Below are 14360 nucleotides of genomic sequence, written 5' to 3' on the forward strand. Positions count from 1 at the left end.
CCCGAGACATACGCACCGGAGGGCTCTAGGGCCTTGATCAAAAGCAGTGCCGTCTTATCGCGTTGACTTGCGTTCCACCAGGTCAAATCCCATCTTAACCTCGCGCACCGCGCCGGCGTCTTTGCCCATGAAGCCCAGCAGCATCTTGGCCGCCTCGATGCCGGTAGATTTGTAATGGTGGTGGATGGTTGTGAGGGGAGGATCGACAATCTGCGACAGGTCCCCATCGCCAATGCCCGCGACCTGGACGTCGCCGGGCACGGAGAGTCCGCGGTCGCGCAGGCAGGTAAGGGCGCCGCAGGCGATGGTGTCGGTCGCGCATACAACGGCGTCGATCGTTGGGTCGGCATCAAGGAGCTGCTCGGTGCAATCGTAACCGGCTTCAATATTGAAGTCGCCCACGGCGATATGGTCGAGCGGTACCTGAATGCCCGCCTGCTCGCATGCCGCCAAAAAGCCCTCGCGGCGCATCTGGCCTGCGGAGACATCGTCCTCGTCCACGCCTATGTAGGCGGGGTTCGAGCTGGTTTTCAATATGTGCCCGGTGATGGTGCGAACGGCACCCAGGTCATCCTGGTAGACGCAGGGACGGTCGGGCGTTATCTGGTCCACAATGACCAGCGGCACGCGCAGGGCGTCCATGGCGCGGTAGTGCTCCGGGCTAAACATGGTGGCGACCAGTATGGCGCCATCAACTTGGTTGGATTGCTGGAACAGTTTGAGAAACTCAACCTCGCGTGCGGAATCGTTGGCGGTGTTTGCAAGCAGCACTTGGTAGCCGGCATCGTTCACCACCTGGGATATTCCCGCGACAATGCGGCTTATAGAGGTTGAATTGATCTTGGGGATAATGACGCCAACCACGTTGGTCTTGCCAGTGCGCAGCGTCTTGGCTTGCTGCGACGGCGCGTAGCCGGTTTTTTCGATAACCTTCGCGATGATTTCGCGTTTCTCCTGGGATACGTATCCGTTATTGAAATACCTCGACACGGTGGCGCGAGAGACTCCCGCCATCTGCGCGATCTGGTTGATGTCCATGTGCTGGTCTCCCTTCTGGTTAGGCAGTCTAGCGTAAGGGGGACTGCACACGGGCGGGTTTTCTGTTATTCGGCGGTGCGTGAGTCGGCGATGCGCGGGGCGCATGCGGCGCGCACGGATGGATGGGGTGGAGACGAAGTTTTTGTAACCATACGTATAGAATGTAGCATTCTGGTTCGCACGGTATTCAGCTTTGTGGTTTGCTGGGATAATTATATGTATCTGTGATATCGGATGTATGAGATGACGCACGTGAGATGGCTGGTCGAAAGGGCGGTGGCATGACGGATGCGCTAACAAGCGATGAGCGCTGCGACAGGTCTGCGTTGGACGAGGTCGAGCGCGCGGCGCTTGCTCTCGAGCGCGACGGCAGGCTTGGTCTGACGCGCGGGTTTATCCAGCACGGCACCGTGAGCGTGTACGAACATGTACGATCGGTCGCGCGGGCTAGCTCCGCCATCGCTTCGGTGCTGGAGCGCGCGGGCGTGCGAGTTGACCGCGCCTCCCTCATTCGAGGCGCGCTGCTGCATGACTATTTTCTCTATGATTGGCATGATGCGGACCCCTCGCATCGTCTGCATGGGTTCACGCATCCCTCCTGCGCGCTCGCCCGGGCCGAGGAGGATTTCGAGCTTACGGAGCGCGAGCGAAATATCATCGCCCGTCATATGTTTCCGCTGGTGCCCGTGCCCCCCACTTGCCGCGAAGCATGGATTGTCTGCATGGCGGATAAATGGTGCGCCCTGTACGAGACGGTTGCCGCCCGGTTGCCCGGCAAGGGCGCGAGCGTTTCGGCATCGCGGCATGTGCGGACGAGGATGGGCGCAGAGGCCGATAGCATGACGGGGGAGTAGCGAGTGTTCGCTGAGTTTGTTGCAACGGGAGCCCCGCTATCGGCGCTGTTCATCTCTTTTTTGGTCTACTCGTTTGTGGGCTGGTTGTATGAATCAACCATTTGCGCGCTTGCCAACTACGGCCACTTTGCCAACAGCGGCTTTCTGTTGGGCCCGTGCTGCCCCATCTACGGAGCCGGCGCGTTGGCGTGCTGGTTCTTGCTGCGCGGCATCCCCGAGGTGGGCGCGCAGTTTGTCGCGGCGGCGCTAGTGTGCAGCGTACTGGAATATAGCGTGGGCGCCATGCTCGAGCGACTTACCGGAGCGCGTTTCTGGGATTACTCCAAGTTCCCCTTCAACATCAAGGGCAGGGTGTGCCTGTACGGCGCCATGCTATTTGGCGCGGGCGCGGTGGTGATATGCAGGGCGGCCGAGCCGTCTCTTCTGGCGGCGCTGCAGGCGGTGCCTCGGGAGGTGCTCGCCGCGATCGCGGGTGCATGCGCGGGGGTCCTCGTCCTTGATACGGCGTTTGCCCTGGCAAGCTGGCGACAGCTGTCGCTCAAGCTCGAACTGCTGCGGGACGAGATGGCCGATAAGATCAACGAATCGCTCAAAGACGCCTCGGCCTCGATGCTCGACCGCGTTCCCGCCGCGGCATTGGATACCGCTTCCGAGCTTAAATCGCGCAGCGGCGCCGTAAACTCCTGGCTGGCAGAGATGTCAGACGGAATGTTTGAATCCGTACGCGAGAAGGTGGAAATGCCCGCCTTTATCGCGGAGGGCGGCCGCGGGCTGCGCCTGGTTGCGCGCCGCATGAAAAACGTCGCCCAGCGAGCGGAGGCATCTGCCCCCGTAAAGCTCAAGACCATGATGACCCGTCGAGAGCTGAGATTCTTCAACGCGTTTCCAGAGATCAAGTTGAAGTCTTACGAGGGCGTTATCCGTGCGACCAACCTTAAGGAGCGGGCGCGCGAGCTTTTCTATAGAAAGTAGCCTATAGAAAGCGGCTTGGGGACAACCGCGCCTACAGGCCAAGCATGGTCCGTACGTCTGCCAAGATGCCCGCGGTCGACATGCCGTGCTTGGCAAGCAGTTCCTGTGGCTGGTAGCGGTCGGGGAAGCCCGGGGCCTTGGAGATGCCGTAGCATTTCATGCGCATGCCGCTTGCGGCCATCGCGACGACAACCTGCTGACCCCAGCCGCCCTCGACTATGCCGTCTTCAAGCGTGATCAACGCGGCGTGGTCGGCGGCGATGCGATCAAGCTCCTGCATATCGATGGTGCTGGCGATGCGCGGGTTGATGACGGTGGGCGAGAACCCAAGCTCGTCCAAAACGGCATCTGCGATCTGCTCGGCAAAGGGCAGGAAATCGCCCAGGCCAAGGATTGCTAGGCGCTCGCCCCGGCGCACGGTTTGGTAGGCGGGTCGGCTCCAGTCGATGGTTGCCGGCTCGGTGGTTGCGTGATCTGCCGCCGCGGCAGATGGGTCCACCGGCGCGGCGGGCGCAAGGTCTGGACGAGAAATGACGCCGGCTCCGGGCACGCGGATGAGGACGGGCAGCGCGCGCTGGCCGAGCGCCCAGTTGAGCATGGAGAGGTATTCCTCTTGACAGCACGGTGCTAGAACAACCAGGTTGGGCAGGTTGCTCACCATGGAGAGGTCGAAGAAGCTCAGGTGCGTCTCTGCCGTGGTGCCAAACACGGACGCGCCAAAGTCCAAAATGGTGACGGGTGCGCTGTTGAGGCAGACGTCATGCCACAGCTGATCATAGGCGCGCTGCAAAAAGACGCCGTACACGCCAAAGACGGGCGATGCCCCCGCCAAAGCCAGGGCCGCGGAGCAGGTGACGGCGTGCTCTTCTGCGATTCCCACATCGATGAACTGACGACCCGCCTGCGCGCGGCGCTGGGGGTCGAAACCCATGATGTAGGGGGTGCCGGCGCTCATGGCCACCACGCGCGGATCGCGCTGGATGGCGTCCATAAGGTACGTACCGGTGATCTGCGCGTAGGTGGCGCCGGATCCATGGGCGCTTGCGGGAGCTTTGGCGTCAAGGGGGAAGGGCCCCACGTGGTGCCAGGCTTCCGGATTGGTTTCCGCCGGGGCAAAGCCGGCGCCCTTTTTGGTGTGGACGTGCAGGACCACGGGACGCGGGGTGTCGCGGACCTCTTGCAGCGCGCGAACGAGCTCTACCACGTCGTTGCCCTGCTCAAGGTAGCGGTAATCAAGCCCCAGCGCACGGAACGGGTTGTTGGGCGAGGTGCCGCCGGTGGCACGGAGTTGGGCCATGCACTGGTACAGGCCGCCGTGGTTTTCCGCGATCGACTGGTCGTTGTCGTTGATGATAATGATGAGGCCGGTGTTTAACTCGCCCGCGGCATCGAGCCCTTCAAAGGCCAGGCCGCCGGAAAGCGCTCCGTCGCCAATGACGGCGACCACGCGAAAGTCCTGGTCCGTAAGGTCGCGAGCCATGGCAAGGCCGCAGGCAAGGCTTACAGACGTCGAGGTGTGGCCCATGGAGAACAGGTCGAAGGCGGATTCGCGCGGGTTGGAGAAACCGGAGACCTCGCTGGCGCGCGCGGGGTCCGTAAAGGCGGCGGCGCGGCCGGTGAGCATTTTGTGCGCGTATGTTTGATGCGAAACGTCGAAGATGATCTTATCGACCGGCGCGTTGAAGACGTGGTGCAGCGCTACCGTGAGCTCGATGGTCGCCAGGTTGGGGGCCACGTGGCCGCCCTCGCGCGAGCAGTAGGCGAGAATGGATTCACGCAGCTGGGAGCACAGCTCGACAAGCTGCGCATTGTCCAAGCTGTGGACGTCTGCGGGTGATGCTATGCGGTCCAGAATCATACGCTGCGTATCGCTCCAAGCTCATAGGGTATGCGACGGGCATCCGTGCGCGAAGACGCGGGTGGACGCTCGCCGGGGCATGCGTGTAGAGAGTAAAGTTTCTCACACGCATGCCATCAAGATGTGGTGGAACTTCGCAGTCGCGATGTGTGACAAATTCACTCCACACTCAAATGTAGCCGTATGACGAGCTGGTTGCAACGTATGCTCGCCGACAGGCGCATGCCCATGGCGGTGGCGAGCTTGGCGGCGGTGGCGAGCCCCAGGCCGGCGCCCTGTTTGCCGCGCGAGGCATCTGCCTGATAAAAGCGCTCGAAGAGGCGGGTGGGGTCGATGGCGGCGGGGTCTTGGACCTGGTTTGCGACATCCAGCACCGGGCGGCCGTCTTGCGTTTGCTGGGCGAGCGCGGGCGCGCTTGCCCCGTAGCGCAGCGCGTTGGTGATGAGGTTCTCCAGAATGCGCGCCAGGGCGTCCTCGTCCGCCTGCACCAAAAGGCCCTGGTCCTCAAAGGTGAGCGCGGGCTCCCAGCCGCGTGCCTCAAAATCGGGGTAGTGGGCGATCAACACGCGCTCCACCACCGGCCGCAAGGCGATGGGCTGCATGTCGAGCACAAGGTCCGGGTCGCTTGCCTTGGTGTACAAGAACAGCTGGTCTAGCAGGACGATGGTGCTATCGATGCGGTCCGTGGCGGCGGAGAGGTGCCGCTGGCGGCCTTGGGGCGAGTCTTCGTCCAGCGCAAGCTGCAGGTAGCCTTTGGCACCCATAAGCGGCGTGCGAATGTCATGCGATAGGGCGGAAAGATCGCGCTGGAACTCCTGCGTGTGGCGCTGGGCGGCGATGCGCTCCTCCATAGCGCGGTCAAGCTCTGCGTTGACGGCTGCGGCGAGGTCTTGCAGCGCGGGGGCTGCCGCCTGTACGGTGAGGCGCGCGTTGCTGCGGGGCTGGCGCTCGCGGATGAAGCGGGCCATGCGGCGCAGCTCCATGGCGTAGGTGGCGCCGGCGGCAAGCGCGCCTAAGGCTGCGCCCAGGATGAGCATGCATATGGCGAAGAGGGTGGAATCCACGGCGGAGCCTCCTTGTGGTGGTGCAGGGACACGTGCGGGTGTGGACGAGGATGGGTGCGGGTGCGTGCGCGGGTGCGCGGCAGTTAGTACTCGCGCTTGGGGCCCTTGGTGAGGATGATGGCGATGGAGAACAGAGCGACTATGCAAAATCCCAGCAGCGCCTGGGTGGCAAAGCCGCCGGGCAGCGCGAGGCCGGGGGTGGTGGCGGGCTCGAAGAGCACGTGCGATCCCAGGGCGAGCCTGCTGATGAGGTTGGTGGGCAAAAGCTCTGCAAACGAGCCCGCAGCGGCGTACATGGAGGAGGCGCCCAGCTTGAACTCTGAAAATACCCTGCAGAGCTCTGCGAAGAGGTCGAAAAAGCCCGAGATGGCGCCCGCGCCGATAAAGATGATGGCGACGTTGACGGCGCCCGTGCGGCGGATGAGCACGGCGATGGCGAGGGCCACAAGCGTGAGGGTCCACAGGCCAAGCCAGGTGAGCGCGAGCCAGGCGAAAAGATGCAAGGGGTCCTCGTCCAAAGACAGGGGAAAACGCAGGATAGCTGCGAATGCGATGGCGATAAGGCAAGCGGCGAGGAGGACCAGCGCGGTCCAGATGGCGTTGAAGACGATCTTCTCGAGGAAGTAGGTTGCGCGCCCGTAGCCCTGCATGAGGGTTTTGGCGAAGCCGTCGCGGAAGTCCGTGCAGGCGACAACGACGATGCCGAGCATGGTGACGATGTTGAGGATGGCTCCGTCGAGCAAGATAGAGCCAAGGAAGGCGGAGGGGTGGACGAGGGCGAGGTTGAATTCGCTGGCGAGCTCGGCGGCGTCTTGGCTGGTGACGAGGCCGGAGCCGGTGGAAGCCCGCGAGAGCATGAAGGCGGTGAAGCCGAGCGCGCCGCCGATGATGAGGACCAGCGCTACAAAGCAACCAAAGAACTCGCCGCGCAGACGATTTGGGTTGAAGATGCGGTAGAGGTCTGATTTGAGAAGGCCGAGCATGGTGAGACCTTTCGAAGTGACGGGCGGCTGAGGGGCAGGCTGCTAAGGCTGCCGCGGGTATAGGTCGCGAGGGTGCGGGCTACGGAGGCCGGCTGCAGAGGCTGGCTGCAGGCCGGGGGGGTTATTTGGGTGCAGGCGTACCCATGAGCTCGACAAAGTAGTCCTCGATATCGCGCTCCGTGACGGAGAGCTCGAGTACAACCTGGTCGGCGTCGTGAAGGATGCGGGAGATGTGCTCGACGGCCTGGGCGGCGGGGGCGGGATCAGTTGCAGAAGAGCTGGACGTTGCGGATGCGGCGGGCGCGGCGGGGGCGGATGCGGATGCGGCGGGCACGAGGCTGGGGAGCGAGATGGAGATCGCTTGGTCGGGCAGCGCGCGAAGGTTTGCGCCGGGTAGGCGCTCTTCCAGGATCGCGAGGGTGCGGGCGGGATCGGCGGTCTTTATGCGCACCGAGCTGCCGCAGGATTCGTGAACCTGCGCCTCGGTGATCTCGCGGACCAGTGCGCCGTCGCGGACCACGCCGTAGCGGGTGGCCATACGGTTGAGTTGGTCGAGCACGTGGCTGGAAATGACAATGGTAACGCCGCGCTCGCGATTGAGCCGGACCAGCGCTTGACGCATGTCGCGCGTGGCCTGCGGGTCCATGCCGTTGAAAGGCTCGTCCAAAAGCAGGAGGTCGGGCGTGCCGACCAGCGCGAGGGCCAGACCCAGGCGCTGCTTCATGCCCAAGGAGAACTTTTTGGCGGGCTGGCTGCCGGTATCTGCGAGGCCGACCAGCTTGAGCAGGTCGCGGCAGTGCTCTTTGGGGTTGATGACGCCGATGGCGAGCGCTTTCATCATGAGATTGTCGAAGGCGGAGTGGGCCTTGAGGACGCCGGGCTCCTCGATGAGTGCGCCCACGTGGTGCGTTTGGGTCGCGTTTACGCCGCCGTCATTGCCGCGTGCGGGATGAGCCCCGATTGGCCGGCCGTAGAGCTCGATCTCGCCCCAGGTGGGGGAGGCAAGCCCGGCGATCATCTTCATGGTAGTGGACTTGCCGGCTCCGTTGTTGCCGACGAATCCATAGATGTCGCCCTCGTGGACGGTCATGTTGAGATGGTCGACGGCGTGCTTCTTGCCGTAGATCTTTGTGAGGTCGTGCGTTTGGATGGCGTACATGGTTGCTCCTGAGGACGAGGATGGTTTGAGTATGGCAGGAGTGGCGGCGCGCGGCGGACGGCACGCTGGTAAAGAATTGCTAAAGATGGGGCGGTGCGGGCTGCGGCGTGCGGGCCGCATTGCCCCTCGGCACGGGCGCGGTCGTTACAGGTCGCGGCGTTTGCTGATGGCGATGTAGGCCGCGCTTCCTATGAGAATCCAGATGACGCCGGTGACTGCGCCCCATGCCCAGCCGGGCACGGCGCCGATAAGCGGCAGGGTTGTCGCGGTATCGAACATGGTGTTGGCGCCGTTGGAGAACGCCTTCAGTACGGAGCTGGGCATCCAAGCGGCTATGCTGGTGAGCGCGGGGGCGATGGGTTGCAGGAAGGAGAGCATGCCGCCAGACGAGAACGCGAGCGCGCTGAGCGTAAGCGGGAATAGGCCGCTGATAGGGGCAAACGCGAAGATATAGACGGGGAGCTTTTTGCGGAAGATCGCTACGGCGATCATGGCGATGACCGTGATTGCCCAGGTTGCAAGCCATGCGCCTAGAAGCCAGAGGGCGAAGGCGAGCGGGCTGTCCGGCCCCTGGATGGCAAAGCCGTAGGGCATGGTGAGGAAGACCTGCAAGATCACCAGGTGGAAGGTGCAGCCCAGGGCAAGCATGAGGGCGGACCAAATGCCGGCGAGAAGAATCTTCTCGCCCAAATACAAAGCGCGCCCTCGCGGGGAGGAGACCAGGCATTTTACATAGCCCTCCGAGAGATCAGGTAACGTGTGCTCGACCATGCCGAACGACGCGGCCAGGGCGAGGACGGAGAAGGATCCCAGCATGGTGCTTCCCAGGAAAGAGGACGGCGTCGCCAGCTCCTTGATGAGGTTGGCGTTTTCCGCCGGACCCAAGCCGGATTGCAAGATAAACCAGGTGAGGCCCGCCTCGAGGCAGGAGATAAAGAGCAGCACCGAGGCGTATTGCCAAAGTTCGCCGCGCAAGCCGCGGATGCGGGTCATGCGGTAGAGGTCCGAGCGCAACAGGTTGAGCATGGGGTCACCTTCCTTTTTGCGAAGTGAACAGAAGATAGGCGAGGGCAGCGATGATGGCAAGGTCGATCGCGATGTTTATGGCGTCGGCGGGGTGCATGCCGCGCCTCCTCTCTGATGCGGTTGCCGTGCATCTTTATAATGCTGGCCGGACCTTGGGAGAGTTATAAGCGGGGTTTAAGAATGCTTAAAGATGGGGCGGCGGGGAGAGGCGGTGGGGCGAGGCGGTGGGGCGAGGCGGTGGGGCGAGGCGAGCGGGGGCGCGGTGCGATTGGACGCAACGGGGAAGACGTCTCGGAGCACGCTGGGACAAAAATCGACTTAGTGCGGAGGTTGGACCAAATAATGGCTTAGTGCGGTTCAAATCGCGATAAATAATGCGTTAGTGCGGTCCGGGCGAGGTTATAGTAAGGGTACCTTATGAATAGGGTGTTTACATCATCCAAGCTAGAAGGCTTGGACGATGCCGGTCTATGCATAAGAAAGGTGTCCCGGGCCGCTTCCAAACCGCACTAACGCGCTATTTGACCAAATCTCCGCACTAACGCGTTTTTTGACACTCCGCCCTTTCCGCACTAACGCGTTTTTGGCCCATCCTTGCACGGAGGGGTTGTTGGTGTTGGTAGGCGACCTCGTGAATGGCTGGGAAGCTGTTCTGTGTTAGCCATAGTGAACAAAATGTTAGACCGTTCATACAAAATGGCGTCATAATGAGCTAGATAAAGTATCCCATAGCTAACATAGATAAGGCTAACTGTAGGGAGCTCGTTGCATGTTCGATAAGAGGTTGCTGTCGCTTGTACCAGGCATTATGCCGCTTATTGTTGGATCGGTCGCAGCAAAATGGATCGCCTTGCTATGCAATATCGCCATCATCGCAACGATCGGCAACGTGTTCGCCGCGCTGCTTGCGGGGATGCCGGCGTCCGGAATTGGCTCTGGTGCGGCGGCTGCGGGCGCGGCGGCGTTCGACGCTCGCACGTTGTTGACGCTTGCGATGCTGATCATCGTCCGCGCTATTTCGATCTATGCGGCCCAGCGCGCCGGCGACAAGGCGGCCTTCGCGGCCAAGCGCCAGGTGCGCCAGCTGGTGTACGACAAGCTGGTCCAGATGGGCCCGGCGTACACGGAGCAGGTGTCCACCGCGGAGGCGGTGCAAACCAGCGTCGAGGGCGCCCAACAGCTCGAGGTTTACTTTGGCGGCTACCTGCCACAGCTGTTCTACGCGGTACTTGCCCCCGTCACCCTGTTTGCGGCGCTAGTGGGGCAGGCGGGCTTGCCGGCGACCGTGCTGCTGGTCATCGTCCCACTCATCCCCATTTCCATCATGATGGTGATGCGCAACGCCAAGAAGGTGGCTGCCGAGTATTGGGGCAGCTATGTGGATTTGGGCGGCAGCTTTTTGGAGGCGGTGCAGGGCCTGACCACGCTGAAGATCTATCAGGCGGATGGGCGCTGGCACAAGCGGATGAACGACGAGTCGGAGGGCTTTCGCCGCGCGACCATGAAGATGTTGCGCGTGCAGCTCAACTCCATCAACGTGATGGACCTGGTCGCTTTTGGCGGCGCCGCTGCGGGTATTGTGGTGGCGGTGCTGCAGCTGGCGTCCGGCGCCATAGGCTTTTCGGGTGCCTTTTTGGTTGTGTTCCTGTCGCAGGAGTTCTTCTTGCCCATGCGTCGTCTGGGCTCGCTGTTCCATACGACCATGAACGGCATGAGTGCGGCTAAGACCATGTTTCGCATTTTGGACGCACCGGTACCGCCGCGCGGCGAGCGCGAACTGGACGGTCGCGGCGACATCGTGTGCCGTGGCGTGGGCTACTCCTACGGCGAGGGCGGTGCCCGCGGCGAACATGTGGTGCTTGATCAGGTGAATTGCTCGATGCGCCGCGGCAGCTTGGTGGCGATTGTGGGCGAGAGCGGCTCGGGCAAGTCGACTTTGGCGGGTATTTTGTCCGGTCGCAAGGCTTCTTACCTGGGAAAGCTCGAAGTAGGCGGCGTGGACGTGCGCGACGCCACGCTCGATTCGCTGGTGCGCGCGGTGACGCTGGTGCCCACGGCGGGCCATCTGTTCGCAGGATCGTTGCGGTCCAATTTGCTGCTGGCGCGCCCGGATGCGACGGACCGGGACCTTATGGACGTTCTCGAGCGGTGCCGCATCGCTGGGTTTGTGCGCGCCAACGGCGGGCTCGATATGGAGCTGGCGGAAGGCGGCGCCAACCTTTCCGGCGGCCAGCGCCAGCGCGTCTGCGTGGCCCGCGCCCTGCTGCATGATTCGCCCATCTACATCTTCGACGAGGCCACCTCGAACGTCGATGTGGAGAGCGAGCGCGCGATCGGCCGCGTGATCGATGAGCTGGCAGGGGACCATACGGTGATAGTCATCGCTCACCGTCTGGCTTCCGTGGTGCATGCGGACCAGATCCTGGTGTTTAGCTGCGGTCATCTGGTGGAGCAGGGAGCGCACGCCCAGCTGCTTGCTGCCGGCGGGATATACGCCAGCATGTGGAGCAGCCAGCATGAGCTTTCCGCCTATGCGTTGGACGAGGAGAACGAGCGCGCCTCGATGCCCGCGGGCACCGTGGTGGACGCGGCGGCGCTTGAATCCGGACCGGCTCCCGTGCAGGCATCGCACGCAGCTGCGGGGGTGCCTTCGTCCTGCGGACCCCGGCGCTCGGCGTTCTCCATCATGGCGCGTATGATCGGCCTGGTGCGTCCGCTGGCTGCGCACCTGGCACTCGCCGTCGCGCTGGGCACGGCGGGATCGTTGGCGGCGACGTTTGTGGCGGCCTTTGGCGGATACGGCATCATGGCCGCCGCAGGCCAGGGGACGGGCCTCGCCGTCGCGAGCGCCTGCGTGCTCGCGGTGGCGTGCGGCGTGCTGCGCGGACCGTTGCATTACGGCGAGCAGCTGGCAAACCACTACATCGCGTTTCGCTTGCTCGCCCTTATCCGCGACCACGTTTTCGCTGCGCTGCGACGCCTCGCCCCGGCCAAGCTCGAGGGGCGCGACCGCGGCGACTTGGTATCGCTGGTGACCGCCGATATCGAGCTGCTCGAGGTGTTCTACGCGCACACCATCTCGCCCATCGCGATCGCCATCGCGTCCTCTGCCATCATGCTCGCGTTCATCGGCGCGCACTCGCTGCCGCTGGCGGCCATCGCCCTGGCGGGTTACCTGGTGCTGGGCGCCATCATGCCCATCGCCTCGTCCAAGCTGTGCGGAAACGCCGGCAGGGCATCACGCGATGCGGCGGGATCCATCAGCGCGTACGTGCTCGATGGTTTGCGCGGCCTTGCCGAGACCGTGCAGTTCGCGGGCGTCTCCAAGCGCTCCGCCGGCCTCGCCGCGCAGACCGATGCCATGGGCGCCACGGACCGTTCCCTGCACGTGCGCTCCGCTGCGGTCGAGGGCCTGGCGGATGCGTTGGTGCTGCTCACCAGCCTCGCCATGATCGCGACGTCGCTGGGGCTCTACGCCGCGGGCGACCTCTCGTTCTCGTCCGCGTTCATTTGCTCCTTTGCGTACCTGTCCTCCTTTGGCCCGGTGCTGGCGGTGTACCGTCTGGGCACGTCCCTGCAGGCGACGCTCGCCTCCGGCGCGCGTGTGCTCGATCTTTTGGACGAGGAGCCCCAGACCGTGGACGTGCTCGATGGCGCGGATGCTTCCTTTGACGGCGCGGCGTGCGAGCACGTGACGTTCTCCTACGGCTGTGTCGCCGCCGACACGAGCGCCGGAACGTTGCGCGGTGCCAGGGCGGCTTCAAACGGCGCGCTCGCGTGCATGCCCTCGTCCAAAGACGATTGCATCTTGGATGACATCTCGATTTCGTTTGAGCCCGGTGAGATGGTGTGCGTTACCGGACGGTCCGGCTCGGGAAAGTCGACGCTGCTCAAGCTGCTTATGAGGTTTTGGGATCCTACGTCTGGCGCGGTGAAGATGAGCGGACGCGACCTGCGCGGCGTCAACACCGCGAGTCTGCGTAACGCGATTGGGTACATGACGCAGGATACGCATTTGTTTGTGGGCACCATTGGCGATAACCTGCGCATCGCGCGCGAGGACGCCACGGATTCCGAGCTCGATAGCGCCTGCGAGGCGGCGGCGCTCGCGTCGCTGATCGCAAGGCTGCCGCAGGGGTACGACACCCCGGTTGCGGAGCTGGGCGATTCTCTGTCCGGCGGCGAGCGCCAACGCATTGGCCTTGCGCGCATCTTCTTGCACGATGCCCCGTTTGTGTTGCTTGACGAGCCCACCAGCAACCTAGATGCGCTCAACGAGGCGGCGGTTATGCGCGCGATCGATCGTCGTCGCGCCGGCAAAACGGTGGTGTTGGTGAGCCATCGAGCGTCTACCTGCGCATTTGCCGATCGCTTCTACAGCGTGGAGCACGGTCGCATTAGCTAGCGCCTTGAGTTTGACAACCGTGGGCGTTGGCTATGGCAGTTGAGTGCCACGAGGTGGGTACGCGGAGGGCATGCATAGCCTTTTGGCGTGCCCCTCGTGGCATTTTCTTGGAGCAAGCGTTCTATTGGCGGCGATGTAGTTGCGCCTCGGCTGCGTCACGGCACCATTTCTGTTTAAAGTTGGAGACACATTGTGTAAACCTGTAGCCAAACGTGGTTATAAGTCTGGGTGAGCGTGAGTGAGATTTGCGGGATTCCGTGAAGGTCGGTAGCGCTTTTGCGAGCGGGGGCCCGGGTTTTACCCACCTCGTGGCCCTCAGCTGCCATCCCGAATGGACACGGTTTTGCATGCGCAAATCTCTATGCATTTTTTTGCATTGACAATCTTCTGAACAGGCAAAATAATGACCCGGTATCCAATGCTGTGAGAGCGCTGCCGGATGCTGAAGTGTCACAAAAAGCGGCCCGATTCGATACCAGGGAGTGCGGGGGTATCGAATCGGGCCGTGTCGTTATCGCGGTTTGCCGCGTGTTGGGTGCTCGATGTGCTCGACGCTAAGCGATGAGCCGCGCGATGCCGGGAGTCGCAAGCCGGGCATCAAACGCCGGGTACTAGAGCGTGCCTATTAGAGCGCGCCGCGTCCGTGCTCGCCGGTGCGAATACGGATGACGTCGTCGACCGGGGTGACAAAGATCTTGCCGTCGCCCACGCCACCGGTGTGCGCGGCGCTGCAGATGACCTGGATCAAGCCATCTACCTGGTCCTCGTCCACCACAATGTCGAACTTGACCTTAGGGATGGTGTTGAGAAGGACCTCGGTGCCGCGGACGTATTCCTTCCAACCGTGCTGGTTGCCGCAACCTTGCACCTGCGAGATGGTCATTCCACGGATGCCGGCGTCGAACAGGGCCTCTTTGAGAACCTCGAGCTTCTCCTGGCGAATGATAGCGGTCAGTTGTTTCATGGCTGCTCCTCCTCCAATTGATCTATGTGTTGGTAAT

Annotated in this window: 10 protein-coding genes; 3 read left to right on the forward strand and 7 right to left on the reverse strand. The window is 62.8% G+C overall.

Annotated elements, in window-relative coordinates:
- Positions 1–54: 54 nt before the first annotated feature.
- On the reverse strand, positions 55–1038 hold the full coding sequence (locus tag B3H65_RS07075; RefSeq protein WP_009141418.1) for a LacI family DNA-binding transcriptional regulator: 984 nt from the start codon (positions 1036–1038) through the stop codon (positions 55–57).
- Positions 1039–1319: 281 nt separating this feature from the next.
- Here B3H65_RS07075 and B3H65_RS07080 point away from each other — a divergent pair, with 281 nt between their 5' ends.
- Positions 1320–1892, forward strand: coding sequence for an HD domain-containing protein (locus B3H65_RS07080; RefSeq protein ID WP_414630715.1), 573 nt, complete (start codon positions 1320–1322; stop codon positions 1890–1892).
- Positions 1893–1895: 3 nt separating this feature from the next.
- The gene (locus tag B3H65_RS07085) at positions 1896–2864 is read left to right on the forward strand and encodes a putative ABC transporter permease (RefSeq protein ID WP_286684691.1); all 969 of its coding nucleotides are present in this window, start codon (positions 1896–1898) and stop codon (positions 2862–2864) included.
- Positions 2865–2895: 31 nt separating this feature from the next.
- Here the strand turns inward: B3H65_RS07085 and B3H65_RS07090 are convergent, their stop codons facing one another.
- The 5 genes from B3H65_RS07090 to B3H65_RS07110 all read right to left on the reverse strand — a co-directional run bounded on the left by B3H65_RS07090 (position 2896) and on the right by B3H65_RS07110 (position 8954).
- Complete coding sequence (locus B3H65_RS07090) at positions 2896–4722, reverse strand: 1-deoxy-D-xylulose-5-phosphate synthase (RefSeq protein ID WP_286684692.1); 1827 nt, start codon at positions 4720–4722, stop codon at positions 2896–2898.
- Positions 4723–4880: 158 nt separating this feature from the next.
- The gene (locus B3H65_RS07095) at positions 4881–5786 is read right to left on the reverse strand and encodes a sensor histidine kinase (RefSeq protein WP_286684693.1); all 906 of its coding nucleotides are present in this window, start codon (positions 5784–5786) and stop codon (positions 4881–4883) included.
- A gap of 83 nt (positions 5787–5869) precedes the next feature.
- Positions 5870–6769, reverse strand: a complete 900-nt coding sequence (locus B3H65_RS07100; RefSeq protein WP_286684694.1) for a hypothetical protein — start codon at positions 6767–6769, stop codon at positions 5870–5872.
- Positions 6770–6890: 121 nt separating this feature from the next.
- The gene (locus tag B3H65_RS07105) at positions 6891–7928 is read right to left on the reverse strand and encodes an ATP-binding cassette domain-containing protein (RefSeq protein ID WP_286684695.1); all 1038 of its coding nucleotides are present in this window, start codon (positions 7926–7928) and stop codon (positions 6891–6893) included.
- Between the two features lie 144 nt (positions 7929–8072).
- Complete coding sequence (locus B3H65_RS07110; RefSeq protein ID WP_286684696.1) at positions 8073–8954, reverse strand: hypothetical protein; 882 nt, start codon at positions 8952–8954, stop codon at positions 8073–8075.
- A 769-nt stretch (positions 8955–9723) separates the two neighbouring features.
- On the opposite strand from B3H65_RS07110, the gene B3H65_RS07115 reads away from it, so the two are divergent.
- Positions 9724–13359 (forward strand): ATP-binding cassette domain-containing protein, encoded by a 3636-nt coding sequence (locus B3H65_RS07115; protein ID WP_286684697.1) that lies wholly within the window; start codon positions 9724–9726, stop codon positions 13357–13359.
- 625 nt (positions 13360–13984) lie between these two features.
- Here B3H65_RS07115 and B3H65_RS07120 read toward each other — a convergent pair.
- Complete coding sequence (locus tag B3H65_RS07120; RefSeq protein WP_009141428.1) at positions 13985–14323, reverse strand: P-II family nitrogen regulator; 339 nt, start codon at positions 14321–14323, stop codon at positions 13985–13987.
- Positions 14324–14360: the final 37 nt, after the last annotated feature.

The sequence above is a fragment of the Collinsella sp. UBA1693 genome, assembly GCF_002320115.1.
GTDB lineage: Bacteria > Actinomycetota > Coriobacteriia > Coriobacteriales > Coriobacteriaceae > Collinsella > Collinsella tanakaei.